Annotated in this window: 17 protein-coding genes and 3 pseudogenes; 19 read left to right on the forward strand and 1 reads right to left on the reverse strand. The window is 54.6% G+C overall.

The annotated features are described in order from the left end of the window. The first annotated feature begins 177 nt into the window (after positions 1 to 177). From N0M98_RS11830 to N0M98_RS11875, 11 genes and pseudogenes are all read left to right on the forward strand, one after another. A complete protein-coding gene (locus tag N0M98_RS11830) occupies positions 178 to 639 on the forward strand; it encodes a hypothetical protein (RefSeq protein ID WP_259617978.1) in 462 nt (153 codons plus the stop codon). A gap of 232 nt (positions 640 to 871) precedes the next feature. Then, positions 872 to 2,812 carry a heavy metal translocating P-type ATPase gene (locus tag N0M98_RS11835; RefSeq protein ID WP_249861816.1) on the forward strand — a complete coding sequence of 647 codons (1,941 nt, stop codon included), beginning with the start codon at positions 872 to 874 and terminating at the stop codon, positions 2,810 to 2,812. 365 nt (positions 2,813 to 3,177) lie between these two features. Further along, positions 3,178 to 3,345: a hypothetical protein gene (locus N0M98_RS11840; RefSeq protein ID WP_249861817.1), complete on the forward strand. Its 168-nt coding sequence runs from the start codon at positions 3,178 to 3,180 to the stop codon at positions 3,343 to 3,345. A 161-nt stretch (positions 3,346 to 3,506) separates the two neighbouring features. After that, positions 3,507 to 5,888 carry a helix-turn-helix domain-containing protein gene (locus tag N0M98_RS11845; RefSeq protein ID WP_249861818.1) on the forward strand — a complete coding sequence of 794 codons (2,382 nt, stop codon included), beginning with the start codon at positions 3,507 to 3,509 and terminating at the stop codon, positions 5,886 to 5,888. Positions 5,889 to 5,890: 2 nt separating this feature from the next. Next, positions 5,891 to 7,435, forward strand: a complete 1,545-nt coding sequence (locus N0M98_RS11850) for an extracellular solute-binding protein (protein ID WP_249861819.1) — start codon at positions 5,891 to 5,893, stop codon at positions 7,433 to 7,435. Between the two features lie 3,129 nt (positions 7,436 to 10,564). Next, a pseudogene (locus tag N0M98_RS11855) lies at positions 10,565 to 12,052 on the forward strand (pectinesterase family protein); the annotation flags it as partial. Between the two features lie 18 nt (positions 12,053 to 12,070). Next, positions 12,071 to 13,312, forward strand: a pseudogene (locus N0M98_RS11860) (pectate lyase family protein); the annotation flags it as partial. Positions 13,313 to 13,363: 51 nt separating this feature from the next. Next, positions 13,364 to 13,876: pseudogene (locus N0M98_RS33870) on the forward strand (fibronectin type III domain-containing protein); the annotation flags it as partial. A 783-nt stretch (positions 13,877 to 14,659) separates the two neighbouring features. Next, on the forward strand, positions 14,660 to 15,229 hold the full coding sequence (locus N0M98_RS33875; protein WP_375295476.1) for an S-layer homology domain-containing protein: 570 nt from the start codon (positions 14,660 to 14,662) through the stop codon (positions 15,227 to 15,229). Positions 15,230 to 15,417: 188 nt separating this feature from the next. After that, positions 15,418 to 15,669: a hypothetical protein gene (locus N0M98_RS11870; protein WP_259617979.1), complete on the forward strand. Its 252-nt coding sequence runs from the start codon at positions 15,418 to 15,420 to the stop codon at positions 15,667 to 15,669. Positions 15,670 to 15,679: 10 nt separating this feature from the next. Next, positions 15,680 to 16,042: a phage holin family protein gene (locus N0M98_RS11875; RefSeq protein ID WP_259617980.1), complete on the forward strand. Its 363-nt coding sequence runs from the start codon at positions 15,680 to 15,682 to the stop codon at positions 16,040 to 16,042. A 208-nt stretch (positions 16,043 to 16,250) separates the two neighbouring features. On the opposite strand, the gene N0M98_RS11880 is transcribed toward N0M98_RS11875, so the two are convergent. Beyond that, on the reverse strand, positions 16,251 to 17,342 hold the full coding sequence (locus N0M98_RS11880; protein WP_259617981.1) for an urea transporter: 1,092 nt from the start codon (positions 17,340 to 17,342) through the stop codon (positions 16,251 to 16,253). A gap of 36 nt (positions 17,343 to 17,378) precedes the next feature. Here N0M98_RS11880 and N0M98_RS11885 point away from each other — a divergent pair, with 36 nt between their 5' ends. From N0M98_RS11885 to N0M98_RS11920, 8 genes are all read left to right on the forward strand, one after another. After that, positions 17,379 to 17,594, forward strand: coding sequence for a DUF5342 family protein (locus tag N0M98_RS11885; RefSeq protein WP_249861828.1), 216 nt, complete (start codon positions 17,379 to 17,381; stop codon positions 17,592 to 17,594). A 70-nt stretch (positions 17,595 to 17,664) separates the two neighbouring features. Further along, positions 17,665 to 17,967: an urease subunit gamma gene (locus tag N0M98_RS11890; RefSeq protein WP_249861829.1), complete on the forward strand. Its 303-nt coding sequence runs from the start codon at positions 17,665 to 17,667 to the stop codon at positions 17,965 to 17,967. Between the two features lie 18 nt (positions 17,968 to 17,985). Continuing rightward, entirely contained in the window at positions 17,986 to 18,309 is a 324-nt protein-coding gene (locus tag N0M98_RS11895; RefSeq protein WP_249861830.1) for an urease subunit beta, read from the forward strand. Next, the gene (gene ureC / locus N0M98_RS11900) at positions 18,306 to 20,018 is read left to right on the forward strand and encodes an urease subunit alpha (RefSeq protein WP_283942788.1); all 1,713 of its coding nucleotides are present in this window, start codon (positions 18,306 to 18,308) and stop codon (positions 20,016 to 20,018) included. The genes N0M98_RS11895 and ureC overlap by 4 nt, the downstream gene beginning before the upstream one ends. Before the next feature lie 11 nt (positions 20,019 to 20,029). Next, the gene (gene ureE / locus N0M98_RS11905; protein WP_249866465.1) at positions 20,030 to 20,485 is read left to right on the forward strand and encodes an urease accessory protein UreE; all 456 of its coding nucleotides are present in this window, start codon (positions 20,030 to 20,032) and stop codon (positions 20,483 to 20,485) included. Beyond that, entirely contained in the window at positions 20,478 to 21,167 is a 690-nt protein-coding gene (locus N0M98_RS11910; RefSeq protein ID WP_249861831.1) for an urease accessory protein UreF, read from the forward strand. The genes ureE and N0M98_RS11910 overlap by 8 nt, the downstream gene beginning before the upstream one ends. A 28-nt stretch (positions 21,168 to 21,195) precedes the next feature. Continuing rightward, positions 21,196 to 21,807, forward strand: coding sequence for an urease accessory protein UreG (ureG, locus tag N0M98_RS11915; protein ID WP_249861832.1), 612 nt, complete (start codon positions 21,196 to 21,198; stop codon positions 21,805 to 21,807). Between the two features lies 1 nt (position 21,808). Next, entirely contained in the window at positions 21,809 to 22,633 is an 825-nt protein-coding gene (locus N0M98_RS11920) for an urease accessory protein UreD (RefSeq protein WP_259617982.1), read from the forward strand. Positions 22,634 to 22,831: the final 198 nt, after the last annotated feature.

Here is a 22,831-nt window from a genome sequence, read left to right on the forward strand (position 1 = left end):
CGTCGAATACAAGCGGGAAAAGCCTGAGCAATCGGGCTTTTTCTTGTTGGCGGCCGAAGCGAAAGCGGATGAGCAAGAGCTCCTTGAGTAACCCGATCAAAGGATCATGCGCTTGCCGGCTCTGCCGTTATCGATTGTTTTCATGAGAAGCTTCATAAAGAAAACTCGCATACGGCGATGATCGAACGTTATCCTCTTCCCAAGCAAGGAAAATTTTTGTACGATGTTGAAGGCTTTCATTTTAAAAATTATGAGGAATATGTAGCGTATAATGAGAAGCCCGAGGCGCTGCGTACGCAAATTCTTTGCTCCTTATACGATAAATTTGATTTTCCTATTACTATAGGATATGCGGGAATTAAAGACAGCCAGTTTAAACTGCTTCCTTTTTTTAATCATCTGTTAAATTTTAGTTTTACTGCGCACAGCACTTCTGAGGTTAAGCCTGTTACCGGCCTGATTAAGGGCGTCCCGAAGGAAAAAGCGAAAGATTTTCTTGTCGGTCATCGCGTACGGCAAGATGGAAAGGAACAATACGTTATTCTGACTCCCTTTTTTGGAAATGGGCAAATCAGCAATAATGACCTTAATGTCATAGCGACTTGGGTTGACTTTCTAAGTAAGAAGCTGCAACTGTAATGGAAGCGGTCTGCAGATGAACTGCCAGAACATGACAGGAGCCCATTTACTTTTTTCTCATTGTAGATTATAATAATTCTAAAGAAGAACTTTCCTTACGGCAACTTAATTGAATAAGGTCAAAACGAGAATCATTCTCGATTATACATGCTGCTCCCTAACAAGGAGCAGCATGTGGCATTTTAAGGGAAGTAATAATGGGATTCATTCTCAATGAGAAGGAGTGATAGCAATGATTTCATCCGTACAATCTGCAGAACACGCTAAAGAACAAAAGCTGCAATCACAGCAAGCCCGGCCGACCGGAGAATTAATCGCCTGGATTCAAAGATACGGGGAAGGCATGGCGGCGTTAGCCAGCGGGATTTTTATCGCGGCCGCATGGGGGATCTCGGGTACTTCACATACATGGGAGGTTATTCTTTATTTGACCGCCTTTATCGTCGGCGGCTTCGTCAAAGCGAAGGAAGGGCTGCAAACGCTGATCGAAGAGCGGGATCTCGACGTCAACCTGCTGATGATCGTAGCGGCGATCGGGGCCGCCAGCATCGGTTATTGGGCGGAGGGAGCGGTGCTTATCTTTATATTCTCCCTTAGCGGAGTGCTGGAAAGCTATACGATGGAACGGAGCCGCCGCGACATTTCATCGCTGATGGAGCTGAAGCCTGAGATGGCGGTGCTGTACCATGACGGAGAGGAACGGGCGGTTTCGATCGAGGAGCTGAAGCTCGGAGACATCGTCCTGGTCAAACCGGGGGAACGCATCCCGGCCGACGGCCTCATTACCGAAGGAGCCTCCGCCGTGAACCAAGCTGCAATTACCGGTGAATCGATTCCGGTGGATAAAGCGGCGGGAGACGAAGTGTTCGCCGGAACGCTGAACGGGGAAGGGGCGCTGTTCATTGAGGTGAGCCAGCCGAGCGAATCGACGCTGTTCGCCAAAATCATTCGCCTCGTGCAGGAAGCGCAAAGCGAAAAACCGGCCACGCAGCGGTTCATCGAACGGTTCGAGCGGATTTATGCGAGAGTGATTATTGTGCTGTCGTTTCTGCTGATCGTCGTTCCGCCGTTCCTGCTTGCCTGGACATGGCAGCAGTCGTTTTACAAAGCGATGGTGTTTCTGGTCGTCGCCTCGCCTTGCGCATTGGTCGCTTCGATCATGCCGGCTATGCTATCGGCCGTCTCGAACAGCGCCAGAAAAGGCGTATTGTTCAAAGGCGGCGCGCATTTGGAAAATCTCGCCCGCACCAAAGTCGTAGCCTTCGATAAAACCGGGACGTTGACGACCGGAACTCCGGTTGTAACGGATTTGATCCCGTTTCAAGGATATGATAAGAACGAGATGCTGCAGGCTGCCGCGTCGCTGGAAAGCTTGTCGGAGCATCCGCTGGCCAAAGCGATCGTGCTGCGCGCGCAGGAGGAAGGGCTGACGCTGCAGCGTCCGACGGAATTTACGACCCGCACCGGCTGGGGGGTTCAAGCGCAGTGGAAAGGGGATACTTGGAAGATAGGGAAACCCGCCTTCCTGGAGGAGCAGCTTGCTACGGAACAAGTAACGGAGACTATCGGACGGCTGGAACGCGAAGGCAAAACCGTCACCGTCATTCACAATTCGCGCGGCGCCGTCGGCGTCATCGCGCTGCGGGACCGGCTTCGCCCCGAGGCGGTGCTGACGATTGCCGCGCTGAAGAAGCAGGGCGTCAAGGTCGCCATGCTGACGGGCGATCAGCGGCAAACCGCCGAGACGATCGCCAAGGAAGCGGGAATCGATATCGTGTACGCCGAGCTGCTGCCCGAAGACAAGGTAGCCCGGGTCAAAGAACTTAGAGAAGCCTACGGCTTTGTCGCTATGGTCGGGGACGGAGTGAATGACGCTCCTGCATTGGCTACGGCTACTGTCGGAATCGCGATGGGAACGGCGGGTAGCGATGCGGCGCTCGAAACGGCGAATGTGGTGCTGTTGAGCGACGATATGGAGAAAATTCCGGAGGCGATTTTGCTCGGCAGACGGACGGCGTCCATCGTCAAACAAAATATGATTTTTGCGCTGTCGGTGATTCTGCTGCTGATTACGGCTAATTTTATTCAAGGGATTCCGCTTCCGCTGGGCGTGGTCGGACACGAGGGAAGCACGATTCTTGTTATTGTTAACGGATTGCGTCTATTGAGATAAATGACGAACCAGTGAACCCGGACCCTGCGCTTAAGCGACGGCGGGGTCTGATCATTGGTCCGATCGGTTCGTATAGGACATAGCCGGGCGGGCAAGAGGGCGCAAGGACATGTCTGCTGCTTTCGTCCTATTCCGGATTCTTCGATCATAGTCCATGGAGGTGAAAATGCAGAAGGCTCCGAGCCCTACGAGAAGCAAAGTGGTAACAGGAAGCAGTAAACTCATTGTCGCAACTCCTCGGTCATAATAATGAGAACAATTATCATTATTATAACCGATTTTGGCGAATGAGCAACTCTTTTTCGCAACAAACAAGGAAAGATACATATTCTACTAAAACCTAAAGAAAGCGGAGGTACGAACGTATGGATACGGTGAATCATATTTTGGAAGAGATCGATCGGAGGATCAAGGAGCTGCAAGAGATGGAGGACGAGCATCGAAGAAAGCATAATACGAACGAGCGGATTCACGCCAAGACGAGACGCGAGGAGCTGGAGAGGCTGAGGAGCGTTATTCTCGGCGAGGCATAGACTGCGGACGCCGGGCGGTTGACGCTCTCCGGCAGTCCGCTTTTTTTCGTGCCGTTTCGGTTCGGTGCCTTCCGATCGCCCGGTTTATGTTATAATGTGGGGTACGAAGCGGGAAGCCGCTTTCAAGGCTGCCTGAACAAAGGGTGAACGTAGAGAGCGCGATGAAAACACAACCGAACCGCTATTATGCCAGATGGGTATGGCTGATCTTTATTATGAGCGCGCTGCCGGTTATTTTGCTGGGCCTGTTTTCTTACGGCAAATCGTCCGGCGTCGTCCGGGAGCAGATGAACAAGGAAACGGCGTTAAGCTTGCAGCAAACGCAGATGAACGTAGAGCATTCTCTGAAGGTGGTCGATCAGGCGGCGACTCATTTTCTCGGGTCCAAAATTATTCAAACGGCGCTCAACGAGCCGCTGCGCCCGGATCAGTTCCAGATGTATGCGCAGGTGAAGACCGAGCTTAGCAGCTTGCAGCGTCTCGATACCGGGATTGACGATATTCAGGTATGGAGCAAATCGGGTAATTGGCTGATCAATAATGAAGGGCTGTACCGGCTCGACAGCTGGCTGGCCAGCCATGCGCCGGAGGAGCTGCCCGAGCCTGCCGCCCCTTCCGAATGGGATGCAGGCGCCGTGAAAGCTTCGTCAAGTCCCGCAACAGGCGAGGACCGGGCAATATGGGCCGAGCCTTCGAATGAAAGCGCTGCCTCCGGGACGGCCGACGATTTTTGCGGGATCGACGTTCGTTTGCTGAAACGGCTTCCGCTCACCGCATATCGAGGCTCCGGGGCGGCGCTGATCCGGATTCCGGCCTGCGGCTTAAGCAGGTTAATTTCCGTTAACGCCGACCATGAAGCCGTATTAATGTACGATCGGGAAGGGCGCATGCTGATCAAGAAAGGGGTGGCGCTGGACGATATGGAGCGGTCGCTGCGGCAGTCGGTATTGAAGCTTCCCCGGCAGTCGGGGCAGTACGACACGAGCATGGACCGCCGGTCGTTTACGGTTACCTACCGCCAGTCCGATTATAACGGCTGGACCTACGTATCCGTCGTTCCGCTGGATCAGCTAACGCGTTCCTCCCGCGAAATCGGCTGGTTTACTTTGTATATTTGCGCCGGATTGCTGCTGCTGTCCATTATGGCGTCTCTGCTCTGGTCGAGGCGGCTGTACCGCCCGATCGCCCAAATCTATAAAGAAGTGCTGTCGCAAATCGGCGTGGCGGCGCCCCGGAAGCCGCTGGATGAAATTCAGATGATCGGAGAGCAGGTGCATACGCTGTTCGATGCCAAGAAACGGCTGGAAAGCAGGCTGGAAGGGCAAACCGGGCTGCTGCGCACGTTTGTGATGGTCAAGCTGTTTCTCTTCGGGATGAAGGAGGGGGAGATCGCCGAACGGATGGAGAGCCTCGGGATGCGGCAAAATTTTTCCCGTTTTTGCGTGCTTGCGCTGCAGCTCGGCGCTCTGGACAACACCCGCTTCACCGGGAAGGACATCGACCTTCTGCTGTTTGCCGTAAACAACATGGCCGAGGAGCTTATTGCCGAGGAGCGCAGGCTGCAGCCGATTGTGCTCGGAAGAACGCAGGCTACGGTGCTGACCGGCAACGACGTCTCCGACGAGCGGCTGCTGTCCGACGCTTTCGCTGCGGCTCGGCTTATGCGGCAAACGGCGGCCGAGGTTCTCGGCCTGGAAGTGCATATCGGCATCAGCTTGTCGTATCGGCGACTGCCGGATGTTCCGCGCGCTTATGAAGAAGCGGTCGAGGCGGCCAAAAGACATGCCGTTTTCGGAGAGGAAGGCATCGGCTGCTTTGCGGACTTGGGGGAAAATTTGACGCTGCACTATGCGTATCCGTTCGCGCTGCAATCGGAGCTGTTCGACGCGGTAAAGCTGGCCGACCGGGAGCGGGCTCGCCCGCTTCTTGCCGAAATGCTCCGGCAAATCGAAGAAAGCAGCCCGAACGCCCACGACATGCAGTATCATGCGGTGCGGCTGCTCATGAATGTGCTCGGCCTTGCGAGCGGCGTCGCCAGGCAGGCGATTCCGATGCCGCGGCAGCAGGCGCTGCTTGACGAGCTGTTTCAGCTGAGCTTGCCCGAATCCGGGGAAGCCTGGTTTATGGAGCAGCTCATCGAGCCTGTGATCGCCGGGATCGAAGGGCAGACGGAGGTTCGGCACCGCGTTCTGGTCAAGCAGATGGTCGAGATGGTTCACGCCGAGTTCGATACCGATTTGACCATCGATACGTGCGCGGACCGCCTTCATTATAACGCCAGCTATTTGGGCACGCTGTTTCGCAAGAGCATGGACGTCGCCTTCAGCGTTTATTTGGCCCAGTACCGCCATCATATCGCGCTGGCATGGCTTAAGGAGACGGACATGCCGGTCAAAGAAATCGCCGAGCGGCTGCGCTACAACAACTCGCAAAACTTCATCCGCTCCTTCCGGAAAACGGAGGGCGTCAGCCCCGGGAAATTCCGCGAATCGGCGCGGGAGGCGGATGAACAGACCAGCAGAGAAGCGTCCATAGGGGGATAAACATGCGGAAGAACAGTCATATCGTCCGGGCGATTACGGGGCTTGGCATCGTCTGGCTGCTCGCGGCGGCGTCCGGCTGCGCGTTATCTCCGCCGGGTCAGGCGCAGAGCGGAGAGAGCGGCGAAGCGGAGCCGCCCGCGCCCGAGATCAGCATGATGCTCGTCCTGAATCAGGAGGAGCCCCCGCAGGATACGATCCTGCAACAGCTGCAAGCTATGACGAAGACGAAGCTGTCGATCGCATGGGTGCCGGACAATATTTATACCGACAAAATGGCGGCGGCCATCGCTGCGGGGACGCTGCCCAAGGCGATGCAGGTCAAGGCGGTCGACGTGAAGCATCCGTCCGTCATCAACGGAGTGCGCTCCGGCTTGTTTTGGGAAATCGGGCCGTATTTGAAGGAGTATCCGCTGATCAGCCGGTATATGAACCCGGTCATTGCCGACAATGCGGCGTATTACGGTAAAACGTACGGCATTTACTGGGAGCGCCCGCAATCGAGACAGGGCATTCAATACCGCAAGGACTGGCTGGATCGGCTCGGACTTGCGCCTCCGCGCAGCATCGACGATATATACGAGGTGCTGAAGGCGTTCACGCACCGCGATCCGGACGGCAACGGCCGGCAGGACACGTACGGCCTGATCGACCGCGGAGACCTTGTGTACGGCGCTTTTAAGAACATCGCCTCCTACTTCGGCGCTCCGAACAATTGGGGGCTGACGGACGGCGGCCTGGTCCCGGATTTCATGACGCCCGAATACGCGCAGGCGATGAAATTTATGAAGAAGCTGTACGAGGAAAAGCTGATCAACCCCGATTTTACCGTGACGAGCAAGACGCAGCAGGAAGAGCGCTTCGCTCAAGGAGAGGCAGGCATGATGATCAGCAATGTGGTAGCTTCCTCCATGCAGTACCGGATTCAGAAGCTTAATCCGGAAGCGGTCGTAGACATCGCCAACCGGATTCAAGGGCCGAAGGGCGAGCGGATTTGGGGCGGAGGCGGCTTCGGCGGGTTGTTTCTGTTCCCGAAAGCAAGCATTAAAACCGAGGCCGAGCTTCGCGGTGTGCTCGCATTTTTCAATAACCTGCTGGCCGAGGATGTCAATAATTTGCTCACCTACGGAATCGAAGGCCGCCATTATCAGCTGAACGGCGGCCGCGGAACGGTGAAAATTTTCCCGGATACCCAGACTTTGCGGGAGCGGGAGGTCGAGCCGTACGCCAATGCGCTGCGGACGTTCGATATCCGGTATTTGCAGCTTGAAGAAACCAGCGAGATGCAGAGCAAGATTCAGAGCATGATCCAGGACAACGCCGAGATCGCGGTTCAGGACCCGACGGCGGCTTTATTCTCCGAGACGCAGGCGGAGAAAGGCGCGGAGCTGCAGACGATCATATCGGACGCGACTTATATGTATATTTTAGGAAAAATCGACGAGCAGGGCTTCGCGAAGGAAGTCGAGGCTTGGCGGCGAGGCGGCGGCGACCGGATTATCGCCGAATTGAACGGCGAATATGCTCAATTGAAACAGACGAAGCGATAAAGTTAAATCGATACGATCCCCCCTGAAGGCGAAGCGCCTTAAGGGGGGATTTGTATTTTTCCGGACGGCATATCCGCGGTTGGCGGGAGACGGCGGGGGGAGCGCATCTCCGTCAGGTTGAAATCGGCATATGATCTGTAACGCACCGCGGCGTCGGATAATCATCCATGTTCCTGCGAGATGATTATAGCGGGGAAATGCGAGGGGCCGCATAATGGGAGGCGAAGCGGACAAGTCCGGCCTGTCCCCGTTCTTCTGCGAGGAAAGCGTCCAGAGCCGTTCACTTGCCCCAAATGTCATAAAAGGAGTGGGAATGCGCGAGAGGAAGTTGCTGCAGCAAAAATATCGTTATACTGAAGGAGGCACAAAGACAACATGATCAAAAGCAGAATCTTCAAATCGATGCGGGTGATGCTCTGTCTTTTACTGGCGGCATCGTATATTCCGTTATTGAACTTGCCGGAGGCGGAGGCGGCTTCTCTGCCGGTCGGCTGGAGCAGCTTAAGCTATAACGGGTCGTCGGGAACAGCCGTCTACGATAGCAAGGCGGGCGGCTTTACGGTTACGAGCACCGCGTCCGCCGGCATTACGAATCAGAATGCGGCGGCGGAGCAATTTCAATACGCCTATACTCCCGTCAGCGGAGATTTCACCCTGATCGCCAGGCTGATTTCTTTCCCTTATGTCAGCGGAGCCCAGGCGGGAATTCTCGTCCGCAGCTCGCTGGAGCAGGGCAGCTCGTTTGTGTACAACTACATGTACGGAACGGGCGGCCAGTTCCAGCCCTACGTTTCCGTAAAAGGGGCGTCGTCGTCCAATGCGGCCAGCAACTCGGGGTATAAAATCGACGGCGCCAATGCGACGTACGATACGCCTCCGAGCTACTTGCGGGTCAGCAAGCAATGGGGCGGCACGAAAGCGGACGTTTACTTCGATATCGGCACATCGGACGGAACGACCGTGACGTGGACGAGGGTCAACGGCAAGAGCATCACGGACGCGGCGGCGTCCCAACCGATGTATGTCGGCTTTGCCGTCGGGAAAGCGGCGTCCGCATCGTTCGATAGCGTCACGCTGCTGCCGTCTTATTCCAACGCCCCTACGACGGCAATAGCCGATCTGGCGGGGGCGCTTCCGGCGGGTCTTGACGCTCCTGAGCTCAGCGGCACGGCCGGAGACAATCAGGTTACGCTAAGCTGGAACGCCGTCACGGACGCGGTGTATTACAACGTAGGACGGAGCATGAACAGCGCCGGACCGTATACCCGTTTGAACGCCGCTCCGGTAACCGGACTCGGCTACACGGACTACGCGGTGGCGAAAGGTATGACGTACAATTATGTCGTAACGGCGGCCAATGCCGTTACCGAAAGCGTCTACTCGAACATGGTTTCCGTCACGTTGGCGGACCCGTCGGTGCTGGCCGCGCCGGCCGGTTTGACGGCGACCGCGGGGGACGGCAAAGTGGAGCTTGCCTGGAACGAAGTGACGGGAGCGGCGTCGTATAACGTCAAGCAAAGCGTCAAGGCGGGCGGACCGTATGCGACGATTGCTGCCGTGACCGGCGGTACCGGCTATACGAGCGCCGGCTTAACGAACGGCACGACTTATTATTACGTCGTCAGCGCCGTAGGCAGCGGCGGCGAAAGCGCCGATTCGAGCGAGGTTTCGGAGAAACCGGGCGTGTATTTGATCAACGATCATTTCGAAACGAGCCCGCTCGGAGACACTCCGGCAGGCTACGTCTCCATCGCCAATGCCGGAGATGAGGCGATTAACAACATCACGGTGATCAATAACAGCCATTTGACCAATAAATATTATTCTCCTACTGAAACGGCCCCGGCAAATAACAAGTCGGCCGCGGTTGCGGGGAATTCGACGAATGTGCTGTGGATTAACGATAATGCCAATGCGAGCCGCCGAGGAGGCTTCACGAATTCCTTCGCTCCGGTATCGGGCAAGGGCGGCTTGACGGCGGAGCTCCGCTTCATGCAGCCGAAGGTGATCGGCGATTCGTATCCGCTCGAATTGCTGGATAGTTCCGGCAAAACGGTATTGTCCTTCAGCGTATCGAATTTGAGCGTGCTGGAGACGATTAATCCTTCCGTATGGTACACCTTGAAATTTGTTGCCGATACGGGCGCAAACTCGGCGGACGTCTATGTTAACGGGGTTTATAAAGGCAATTATACATTCAGTCTGACCAATACCGACATCGCCAAAATTCAGGCGAGAACGGCGGGTTCCTCAACCGGCAGCATGTATGTCGACGATGTGCGGGTATACAGACAGAGCACGGTAACGCCGCAGCGGCTGACGGCGGCCGGGGCGAACGAAACGGTCGTCTTGAGCTGGAATGAAGCCAGCGGAGCCGACTCTTACAACGTCTACCGGAGCGCTGCCCCGGGCGGACCTTATACGCGCATTGCGAGCGAGGTAGCGCAAGCTTCCTATAAGGACACGGGCCTTATAAATAAAAAGGAATATTATTACGTGGTGACGGCGCAGAGCGAGAGCGGGGAGAGCGACGCATCCAACGAAGCGCGCGGTTATCCGAATAACGTCCCGGCTCCGGCGCAGGCTCCCGTATTCGGACAAACGGACATTCGGGACAGTCAAATCTCGCTGAACTGGAGCCCGATATCCGTAGTGGATGATACTGGCGTCAAGGTGGATTCTGCGTATACGCTGCTTCGCAGCACGCATCCGGACGGTCCGTTCGTGACGGTAGCCGAGAAGCTGGAGGATACCTCCTATTTGGACAAAAATTTGACGAACGGCACCGACTATTACTATCGTGTCACCGCCTGGAATATGGGAGGCGCGGGCCCGGATTCCGAGCTGCTCAAGGTAGCTCCGGCCGCGCCGCTGGAGGCGCCCGTGCTCATCGGCGCGGCGGCGGGCGACAACAAGGTGGATTTGAGCTGGACTTCCGTGCCGGGAGCGACCCGGTATAGCGTCAAGAGAAGCGCGGCAAACGGGGGGCCGTACACAACGGTGAAGGACGTCGACGGAGTCAGCTTCACCGATACCGGCGCAGCGAACGGCGATGCCTATTATTATGTCGTTACGGCAAGCCGGGACGCCGGAGCGGGCTTGATGCAGGAGAGCCGGATTTCCAATCAGATGAAGGCTGTTCCTTATGCCGCCGAAGCCGGAGCGCCCGCAGTGCCGGCAGGCTTGCAGGCCGTTGCCGGGGAAGGCAGCGTCAGCCTGACATGGGATGCGGCCGGCGGAGCGGAGTCTTATAAGGTGAAGCGGGCGGCGGCCAGCGGCGGTCCGTATACGGAGCTGGGTTCGACCGGCGAAGCCTCGTACCAGGATACGAGCGTGGCGAACGGCACGATCTACTATTACGTCGTATCTGCCGTGAACGCCAGCGGAGCGAGTCCGGACACCGATGAAATCGCCGTTCTTCCGGCCAAGGTGCTGACCGTGGACAAGAATGCCGCCGCAGGCGGCGAGGGTTTCGGCATCACATTATTTAACACGATTCAAGACGCCGTCAATGCGGTTCCGGCGAACAATACGGAAAGAATCGTCATCTACATTCAACCCGGCACGTACACCGAGAAGCTTCTCGTGGATCGGCCGTATGTAAGCCTTGTCGGCGCCGGAATGGACGAGACGACCATCGTCTACGGCGATTATGCCGGAACTTCGGCGACGGCCGGCCAGCCCGGCCATACGGGCAACACCTTCTTGAGTCAAACGGTGAAGGTAACGGCCGATAACTTTACGGCGGCCCATCTGACGATAGAGAACAGCGCGGCTCCGCGCTCGGCCGTGGCTCAGGCGGTCGCATTGTCGCTATACAGCGATAAGGCGTCGTTCGAATCGGTCAAGCTGAAAGGGTATCAGGATACGCTGTACGACGGGCTCAATCCGTCCAATCAGGCGCGTCATTATTTCCATAACAGCGTCATTCAGGGCGATGTCGACTTCATCTTCGGAGAAGCTCCGGCTGTCGTCATGGACAACGTCAAGCTGGTTCTTGTCAGCAATTCCGGCGGCGGCGGCCATATTACGGCCGGAGCGCAAAAAAATGTAACCGATAAAGGCTACGTCTTCCTGAATTCGCAAATCGTCGACGATGCTTCGGCGCAGGGAACCTATGATTTGGGACGCGGCTGGAAAGATTATGCGCGAGTCAGCTTCATCAATACGCTGATCGATTCCAAGAAATTCCTTGCTGAAGGATGGAGCAGTTCATGCGCAGGCAGCTGCAAAGTCAGTTATTTTTCGGAGTACAACAGCTACGGACCGGGAGCGAATCCTTCCGCAAGGACTATGGCGACGCAGCTGACGGGGCCGGAAGCCAGCCTGACGATTCCGCAGCTCTTCGACGGGTGGGACCCCTCCGTTCAGGTCATCATGCCGAAGCTGCAGTACGCGCCGACGGTTTCCGCCGCCGCTTCCTTCGATAAAAATGCGGCCAAGCAGGCGGATATTCAAGTGAACGTGCAGTATAACGGGCATGCGCTGAAAGGAATAGCCAACGGACAAACGCTCCTCGGCGCAGCGGATTACTCGGTTGCTGGCAGTGTAGTGATCATCAGCAAAACGTATCTTGCCGGCTTGCCGGAAGGCACGGCGGTGCTCAGCTTTCAATTCGATTCCGTCACGGTTCCTCTGACCGTTACCATTTCGAACTCGGACGCATCCGACATCGGCAAGCAGGTGCTCGGGGTCAACGACGGCTGGGGCTCCTTTACGACCGGAACGACGGGCGGCTCCAAAGCGTCCGCAGCGAATATTTATACGGTCGCCAAACGAAGCGAGCTCATTCGGGCGCTCGGCGGCGATAACAGCAAGAACGCTTCGAATGCGACGCCGAAAATCATTTATATCAAAGGCACTATCGATATGAATGTGGACGAGAACGACAATCCGGTCGGCATCGATTATTACCAAGATCCCGCGTACAGTCTGGAAGCTTATTTGGCCGCTTACGATCCTGCCGTGTGGGGAAGCGATTCCGTACCGTCAGGACCGCTGGAGACGGCGCGCGCGGCTTCGGAGAAAAAGCAGGGAGACGCGATCAAGATCAATGTCGGCTCCAATACGACGATCGTCGGCTTGCCGGGCTCGAACGCCAAAATTGTGGGCGGCAATCTGATGATCCAGAATGTCGACAACGTCATCGTCCGCAACATCGACTTCCAGAATGCGTTCGATTACTTCCCGCAGTGGGACCCGACCGACGGTGCTTCGGGCAATTGGAACTCGGCATTCGACAATATTACGGTGAAAGGCGCCAAGCATGTATGGATCGACCATAATACGTTCAGCGACGGCGCGAACCGCGACGATTACGGCGTCAGCTATTTCGGCCGCCAATATCAGCAGCATGACGGTTCGCTGGACATTACGAACGGTTCGGATTTGATCACGGTGTCCTATAACTATTTCCATGACCATGACAAAACGACGCTCGTCGGAGGAAGCGACAGCTATACGGATGACCGCGGCAAGGAGCGGATTACGTTCCATCACAACTATTACAAAAATATAACGCAGCGCGCACCGCGGGTTCGTTTCGGTCAAGTTCACGTGTATAACAACTATTACGAAGGAACGGCGAATGACCAGAGCTATCCTTTCCTTTACGCGATAGGCGTAGGCTTCGAGTCGCAAATCGTCGCTCAGAACAACTATTTCTCTCTGGATACGGGGACATCGGCCGCATCGTTAATTCAGGTTTCTCCGGGCGGCACGCTCTTTACGGATACGGGCTCCGTCCTTAACGGGGAAGCTGTGAACATCGCGCAAAGCAAAGGAGGCTTAAGCCCGGCGGGCTGGACGCCTACGTTGTTTACGGCGATGGACGAAACATCCGACGTTCCGAGCATCGTCACGACGCAAGCCGGCGCGGAAAATACGCTGCCGGTCATCCCGGCCGAGCGGCCGAAAGCGCCGGAAGGCTTGACGGTGACGGCAGGCAGCGGTCAAGTCAGCCTGAAGTGGAGCGAAGTCGCGGGAGCGGCATCCTACAACGTGAAGCGCAGCACGACCCAAGGCGGCGCGTACGCCACGATCGCCGAGAACGTTACGGGCACATCGTACACGGATACGGGGTTGATGAACGGAACGACGTATTACTACGTTGTGACGGCCGTCAATGACGGCGGCGAAAGCGCGAATTCGGCGGAAGCCGAAGCAACGCCGACCGAACCGGTCACCCCGGCCGGGCCACTGAAAGCGCCGGAAGGCTTGACGCTGACGGCAAGCAGCGGCCAAGTCAGCCTGAAGTGGAGCGAAGTCGCGGGAGCGGCATCCTACAACGTGAAGCGCAGCACGACCCAAGGCGGCGCGTACGCCACGATCGTCGAGAATGTTGCGGGCACATCGTACACGGATACGGGGTTGATGAACGGAACGACGTATTACTACGTGGTGACGGCCGTCAATGACGGCGGCGAAAGCGCGAATTCGGCGGAAGCCGAAGCAACGCCGTACTTCATTAAACATCGCAGCAGTTCAAGCGGCGGCAGCGGCGGCGGTTCGGCAGTCACGACGCCGGATGTAACGGCCGAGCCGCAGACAGGCGGCGTGAAGCTGGAACATTTGCCGACGGTCGGCGAAACAACGGCGGACGGCCGGCAAGCGGTCAAAGCCGTGCTGAACGACGAAGCCTTGGCTGAGGCGCTGGAGGCGCTCAAAGCGGCGGTCGGCAGTGCCGATCAGCGGATCGCAATTGCGCTGAAGGGCAATAACGAACCAATCGGCCGGCTGGAGATTGCTCCCGCCGCGCTGGCGGAGCTTGCGGCCCAAGCACCGAATGCCGTTATCTCGGTACAATACGGCGCAGCGGCTTATGATTTGCCGCTGAAAGCCGTCGATCTCGCGGCGCTCGCCAGCAAGCTGGGGGCGGCTTTCCAAGAGGTGAAGCTGATCGTTTCGATCGAAACCGTCGGAGGAGAGACGTTAGCTGAGTTGGAAGATCAAGCGAAGCGTGCCGGGCTCAAGCTCGTCGCTCCGGCCGTAGACTTTACGCTAACGGCGGAGGATCATAACGGGAAGCAGATAACCGTGAACGATTTCGGAACCATTTATGTATCCCGCACGCTGGAGTTCGCCCATGAGGTGAATCCGCAAACCGCTACGGCGATATGGTATGATCCTGCATCGGGCGCATTCCGCTTCGTTCCGGCGACGTTCGCCGTCAGCGGCGGCGTGACGAGAGCGACGATCCAACGTCCCGGCAACAGCATCTACACGGTGGTCGAGCATGCCAAGTCGTTCGACGACCTGTCGGGCCACTGGTCCCGCAGCGACGTAGAGCTGCTCGCGTCGAAGCTGGTTATCAACGGTATGACCGACAGCTCCTTCGCGCCTCAGCGGGACATTACGCGCGCTGAATTCGCGGCGCTGCTGGTACGCGCGCTCGGCCTGACGGAGACGGCCTCGGCCAAGTTCAGCGATGTGCGGCCGGGCGACTGGTTCGCCGGAGCCGTCGGCGCCGCAAGCCAAGCGGGCTTGGTCGACGGCTTCGAGAACGGCTCCTTCCAGCCGGAGGCGAGCATCACGCGCGAGCAGATGGCCGTCATGATCGCCCGGGCGATGAACGCGGCCGGGAAACGGGCGGACGGCAGCCTTGCGAGCCTGTCCCGCTTCGCGGATGCCCAATCCATTGGCAGCTGGGCCCGGGAAGCCGTTGCGCAAGCGGTCAACGCAGGCATCATTAACGGCGTGACCGCGGACGACTTCGCGCCGTCGGCCGAAGCGAGCCGCGCCGAAGCAGCCGTCATGCTGAAGCGGATGCTGCAGTACGAGCGGTTGATCGACTAACTTATTTTGATCGGATAACGAGCTCCCCTCGAAGCAGTCGGGCTAATCGATTCAGCCTGCCGCAGCGAGGGGGCTTTTTCCGTATAGCAGAGTGCAGCCGGTAGCCTTATGAACCTAAAATGATGTAACATAGGGGACAGAACCGCGTTTGCCAAGCTAAACCGGAAACAAGAGAGGAGGCGCAGCGGATGTCTTGGTCGCTGGAAAACGCAGAGGCATGTCATAGGGAAGCTCCTTACACATTTTACGTCCCGAGCCGGCAGCTGTTAGGCAGGCTTGCCGCCGGGGACCGGGTCAAGCTGATTTTCAAGCTGGAGGATGACAGCGTATTGGAATTTTTGGAGGCCGGTGTTCCGTGCGCTTACGAGAGAAGCCGGCAGTCCGGCAAATTCGAGGTCGTCCGCGATTACGATTGGGACGCATACTATTCGGAGGAGTGAGGCTTAAGCTATGAAGAATCTGCTTAATTTATTAATGACCGTCGCCGTATTCTGGATTGGCAACGAGTATTTTCACCCATATTTGTCCATCCAAGACGGCCGCACGCTGATCATCGCTTCCGTGCTGATGTTCGTCATCAGCTTCTTGTTCAGCCTCGCTATGGTGCTGTCGGTCATGCTGATTACGGTCGGCATCGGCTGCTTGACGACACCGGCGCTGATGCTGGCGTCTGTCATTCTGACCCCGATCAAGCTGTGGCTGCTCGATAAGTATTTGGACGGCTTTGCTGTTCACGGATTTTGGACGTATGTGATTTTAACGATCGTTCTCAGCATATTTACGGTGAAGGTCAAATCGGACCGCAAGGATTGAATAGCTCGCTGCGCGCAAGCCGAGGGCTTTATCGGAAGTAAATACCTTTATCACAAGCGGCGGTTTCGATCGATGAACGGCTGCCGGACCAGCGTTGATCCGGCGCTTCATCCGGATGGCGGCGCGAGGGGAATTAAGCATTTTACCGGGACCGGGACCCCTTCCACGCCGTCATCGCCATTTTTATTTCCCATGAAATGATTGTATCTTACCCGTTTTTCCAATTAACGAAAATGTTTCTGGCGCTAAGCATGAGCCAAGTGCTCAACACGAAAGGCATTGTTAAAGCAGGGAGGCCGTAAGGCAATAACCAAGTATCTACACTGGCCGTTATCGGAACCGAGAGGACGGCTCCCAAGACTCCGGTCAATACAGCCCAGCGGGTGTCTTTGCCGCAATAAGTGATAACCCCAACAATGGTCAATACGGCATTGTACCCAAAAAGTCCCATATTGAGCAGCTCCACTTCCGCACCTAACCCCCGAGCGGTAACCCAGGCCACCATGTTCCCCAAGATAGCGTAAAGGCCCATTCTCCAACTCGCCCAAAATACGGCAATTAATATAAGAACTCCGCTCCAAAAATGGTCTTGAAAATATACTTGTCCGATTCCGCGAAGCAAGCCATCCTTCCAATCGACAATATCTGTCTCGCTAAACTTCCAGGTCGCCAGATTTTGCGGGACGAGGGATGGATTCAACGTCACATTTTCCAGCTTGTAAGGAGAAAGCAGAACGAACCAGGTAAGGATGATATAGGGAAAGGTCAATACCGGTAGTCTGGAATTTCTCAGCACATCCATCGCAGCGGCCGTACAGACGGAGGCGACGGCTGAGCCAACCAGGGCGATAATCCAGCGGGGCCCGCCACTCAAATTAAGCATTAACGCAATCCCGGCGAGCACCGAATTGAAGCCGAATATTCCTTGCTTCACCTTCGTTTCATCAGCGCCGCTTGCCTTGGCGATCCAAGTTCCTATGAGGGACGATGCCAGTGTAATGAGGCCTAGTCCCAAAGACGAGATCGTGATGGCCGCCCATATGATGAATCCGGTAATAGCGTTTTCGATAAGGATGACTTGGGAAATGCCTTTGAAAGAGGACGTAATCAACGATAACCAATCGTTCTTTATTCCCGCAGCTGACTTCCCTTGATTAAGTATGGTAACACCCCTTTTCAAGCTTTTTCCTATTTTTTGTATTATTTGCGTTGGTGTTTTGGTTTTATACCTGCAAGTGATGAGGAATACTTCTAAAAGAAATTGTGGATAAATAATACGGAAATGGGTAAAGTTAGTCAAAGCTCAAAAGGGATAACTACAATAGGAGGGATTATTATGTTTGAAGAGTTTGAAGTGAAGCCGTTGTTTGAAGATCAAATTCACGAGCGATACCAGTTTTCTCTGAACCATGAAGGCAACGATTATAACGGCGTCTATCATCAAGGGGAAATTTCCTGGTTTCATCCGCTCCCGCAAAACACGCTGCACGACGAGCTTCTTGAGGAGATGGAGGCCCAGGTTCATCAAAAGATGCAGGATCACTTATCTTAGAACCCGATGCGAGCATGTTTATTCGTTCCTATTTATGGAAAATATAATCCTATTGGAAGGGGGATCGAAGATGTATTTGCAACCACGCGAGCAAGAAAAGCTGATGATTGTCGTCGCTGCGGACCTCGCCAAAAGAAGGAAAGAAAGAGGAGTGAAGCTGAATTATCCCGAATCGGTTTCGCTTATTACCTATGAGATTCTTGAAGGAGCGCGCGATGGAAAAACCGTCGCAGAGCTCATGCAATACGGTACGAAAATTTTGACTCGGGACGATGTGATGGAAGGTATAGCGGAGATTATAGATGATATTCAAGTGGAAGCCACATTCCCGGACGGAACGAAGCTGGTAACCGTTCATAATCCCATTCGATAGTACGGAAGGAAGTCGACTATGCAGCCTGGAGAGTTAATACTTAAAGACGAAGCGATTGTGTGCAATGCAGGCCGAGCAACGAAGAAAATCACGGTACTTAACACCGGCGACCGACCTGTTCAAGTGGGCTCCCATTTTCATTTTTTTGAAGTGAACGAGTCGCTTTCCTTTCAACGTCAAGATGCGTTCGGACAAAGGCTGAACATTCCTGCCGGAGCAGCCGTTCGTTTCGAACCCGGGGACGAGAAAGAAGTCGAGTTGGTTTGCTTTGCCGGAGAACGCCAAGTCTATGGACTGAATAATCTTACCGACGGTTCGGTAGAAAGAGGGTGTGCTCAGTGAGTTTTCGCATGTCGCGCAAGCAGTACGCCCAAATGTACGGGCCTACCACGGGCGATGCCATTCGCTTGGCGGATACGGATTTGTATATTGAAATTGAAAAAGACCTCACTACCTATGGCGATGAGTTGGTATTCGGCGGCGGCAAAGTAGCTCGCGACGGAATGGGACAGCATCCGCTGGTCACCCGTGGCGGCGACATTCCCGATGTTGTGATCACCAACGTGGTCATCCTCGATTACACCGGTATCTATAAAGCGGATATCGGGATCCGGGACGGGAAAATCTCGGGAATAGGCAAGAGCGGCAATCCGTTGACGATGCAGGGTGTGGATATCGTTGTCGGGGCCGCTACGGAGATCATTGCCGGAGAAGGAATGATCGTTACCGCCGGAGGAATCGATACTCACGTTCATTTTATTAATCCCGCTCAGGTCGAAACGGCGCTGACCTCCGGAATAACTACTTTAATCGGCGGAGGAACTGGGCCTACGGCCGGTTCGAGAGCGACAACCTGCACCCCCGGGGAATGGAACATTCACCGTATGCTGGAGGCTGCCGAAGGACTGCCCATCAACGTCGGCTTTACGGGAAAAGGACACGCGGCGGCTATAGAGCCGTTGGCGGAGCAAATACGGGCCGGTGCCATCGGGCTCAAAGTGCATGAAGATTGGGGAGCTACTACATCGGCTATCGATTACTCGCTGCGGGTAGCGGATCAATACGATGTTCAAGTTGCGCTCCACTCCGATACGCTCAATGAATGCGGCTTTTTGGAAAATACGGCCAAAGCGATTAAAGATCGGGTGATTCATACATATCATACCGAAGGGGCAGGCGGCGGGCACGCGCCGGACATGATTAAGATGGCCAGCTACGCCCATGTGCTTCCTTCGTCCACCAATCCAACTCTGCCCTACACGATTAACACGCTGGAAGAGCATCTGGATATGTTAATGGTATGCCATCACCTTAATCCGGCGGTTCCGGAAGATATCGCTTTTGCAGATTCTCGTATTCGCAAAGAAACGATTGCAGCGGAAGATATTTTACAGGACATGGGCGTATTCAGCATGACCAGCTCGGATGCCCAGGCTATGGGCCGAGTGGGTGAAGTTGTGCTGCGTACATGGCAAGTGGCGGATAAAATGAAGAAGCAGCGGGGGAAATTGCCGGGGGATCAAGGCATCGGCGACAATAACCGGGCTAGACGTTATATCGCCAAATATACGATCAATCCCGCAATAACTCATGGAGTCGCCGATTATATCGGTTCGGTTGAGGTAGGGAAAATCGCGGACCTTGTTCTTTGGAATCCGGCATTTTTTGGCGTGAAACCCGAGTTGATCCTCAAAAATGGCTTCATCGTAAATAGCTTGATGGGAGATGCCAATGCTTCGATTCCGACGCCACAGCCTATTATTTATCGGCCGATGTATGCATCATACGGTAAAGCATTGTCGAAGAGCTCGATCACTTTCGTATCTCAAGCAGCGGTCGACGCGTGTATCCCGGATAAGCTGAGACTGGAAAAGAAGGTATTGCCGGTTCACGGTATTCGCCATTTATCCAAGAAAGATATGAAATTAAATGGGGAAACGCCCGAGATCACGGTAGACCCGCAAACCTACGAAGTAAGAGTAAACGGCGAGTTGATTACGTGCGAGCCATCTGACTTATTGCCAATGGCCCAGCGATACTTTTTATTTTGAGGTGAATGGCAATGCTTATTGAAGAAGTGTTAAACAACATTAACGAGATGGCAGCCGAAGAGCTGCGGAATCGGCATATGGAAAAGGTATATCTCGAGAGCTCCCATCTGGTCAAACGAATTCAAAGAGTGACGACGGATCACGGCAGGGAAATCGGCATCCGCTTAAAAAACGGACGCGATCTCGTGGCGGGAGATATTCTCTACATCGATGATGACAATTTGATCGTAATCGACGTCATTGCCGACGATTTGCTCGTAATTAGTCCGCGTCACATGAAGGAAATGGGAGTGATTGCCCACCAGCTCGGCAATCGCCATCTTCCTGCTCAATTCGAAGACAACGAGATGCTTGTCCAGTACGATTATCTTGTGGAGCAAATGCTCGAGGAAATGCAAATTCCCTACAGGCGCGAGGATAAAAAAGTAAAGCATGCTTTCCGTCACATCGGACACAGTCATGACTAATCAGCAGGAGCTGGCATTGCTGCAGCTATGCGATACGAACTTTCCGACCGGGGCATTCAGTCATTCCTTCGGTCTGGAAACCTACATCCAGGAAGAAAAGATCACGAATAAAGAGAGTCTTGCGCAGTGGCTCAAAGCGTACTTACAAGAACAGCTGGTCTACGCGGACGGGCTTGCATGCCGTTTAGCCTACGAAGCTCTTGAAGCCGGCGAGCTGGACGCCGTTTGGGAACTGGACCGAAGATTGACCGTTCAAATATTGCCCCGCGAAACGAGAGAAGGCACCTATCGGATGGGGGAGCGGATGGTGGAAACCTTAAAGTCATTATACGATGACTCGAACCTTTCTGCCTACCAGCGTCGAATCGCTGCAAAAGAAGCCTTTGGCCACCCGGCCATTGCTTTTGTCATAATAGCCCACTATTTAAGGGTCAGCCGTTCGACAGCCATGCTGTATTACTTGTATTCCTCTCTCTCGAGTCTTGTTCAAAATGCCGTAAGAGGCATTCCTTTAGGCCAGACTGCGGGACAAAAATTGTTGTATGAGATCCAGCCCTTGTTGTATGAAGCTGTAAAACGCATCGAGGATTTATCCGAGGATGATTTCGGTGCTGTCGCACCGGGCATTGAAATGTCACAGTTACATCATGAGCGGCTGCATATCCGGATATTTATGTCTTGAATGATACGTTGTGAAGGAAGTGTGCGTAGTGGAACCTGTGAAAATTGGAGTCGGCGGCCCTGTCGGCGCCGGAAAAACATTGCTGATCGAGAAGCTGACCCGTCATCTCAACGATGAGATCAGCATGGCCGTAGTGACGAATGATATTTATACGAAGGAAGACGCGAAATTTCTGATCGCGAACGGCGTGCTGCCCGCCGAACGGATTATTGGTGTCGAAACCGGGGGCTGCCCGCATACCGCGATCAGGGAAGACATCTCGATGAATGCGGCGGCGATCAATGATTTGACCCGATTGCATCCGGATGTGGAGCTTATTTTCGTAGAAAGCGGCGGCGATAATCTGGCAGCTACCTTTAGCCCCGAATTGGTCGATTTCTCCATCTATATTATCGATGTCGCCCAAGGTGAAAAAATCCCGCGCAAGGGCGGCCAAGGAATGATCAAATCGGATTTATTTATCATCAATAAAACCGATTTGGCGCCGCATGTGGGAGCTAATCTGGATATCATGGAATCCGATTCCAAGGTGTTCCGCGGCGATAAGCCCTTTGTGTTTACGAATTTGAAAGAAAACGCGGGTCTTGACCGGGTTGTCGAGTGGATCAACCAGAATGCGCTGCTAACGGGCCTGGATTAATATGGACCATTGGACGGGAACATTGCGGCTAGTTACGGAGCAAAAACGAGGCCGGACTCTAGCCAAGGATGTCTATTATGACGGCGCGCTGAAGGTAACTCGCCCAACGTACCACGACGATACGGGACAAGCTTGCTATTATATCATGAATCCCGGCGGGGGATACCTAGACGGAGACCGTTACAGGATGGACATTGTGTTGGAAGAGCATGCGGATTTGCTCTTAACGACGCAAGCCGCAACGAAGGTATACAAAACGCCGAGTGAACCGGTTATCCAGGAAACGGAAATAGTATTAAAAGCAGGGAGTCTTCTCGAATACTTCCCGGACCCTCTGATCGCTTACAAGGATGCGGAATACAAGCAAAAAAATGTGATCCGTATGGAGGCGGGGGCTACCTATATCGGCGCAGATATTTTAACCCCTGGTTGGTCTCCGGACGGAACGGCCTTTAGCTATCGGCTGCTGCAGTTAAAAACAGAGATTTACATAAACAACCGATTAGCGGTGTTCGATCATCTACGGCTCGTACCCGGCCTGCAAAATCTGCGAGAGATCGGATATATGGAAGGCTTCAGCCATTTGGGCTCCATGATTGCGGTCATGGAACAGGCCGATATCGAATTTATCGACAGCCTATACCTCAAAATCGCAGATAAGGCCGAGGGATGCAGGATCGGTCTTTCCCAGCTTCCCGTTCCCGGTTTTATATTACGGGTATTCGGAACGTCTACGCAGAAGATCGAACGCATTTTTTCGGAATGTCAGACGATCCTGCGGCAACAATGGCTTGGAAAAGAGGCTGTATTTTTGCGGAAATATTAAGGAGAATTCATAACGTTGTGAAACGCAAGTCCTCTGATGCCGTCAGAGGCTTTTTCCCGTGCATGGAACTGAAGTTCCGTCAACTCTCTCACCGCGCTTCGATGCATCCGGCCGGATGTTAATTTATTACCCTTAGGCTAAAAATATTCCATTTTCATTCCGGCCGAGGAGTGTGTAAAATGAGAGTACCAAGAATTG

It is taken from the genome of Paenibacillus doosanensis, assembly GCF_025060755.1.
GTDB lineage: Bacteria > Bacillota > Bacilli > Paenibacillales > NBRC-103111 > Paenibacillus_S > Paenibacillus_S doosanensis.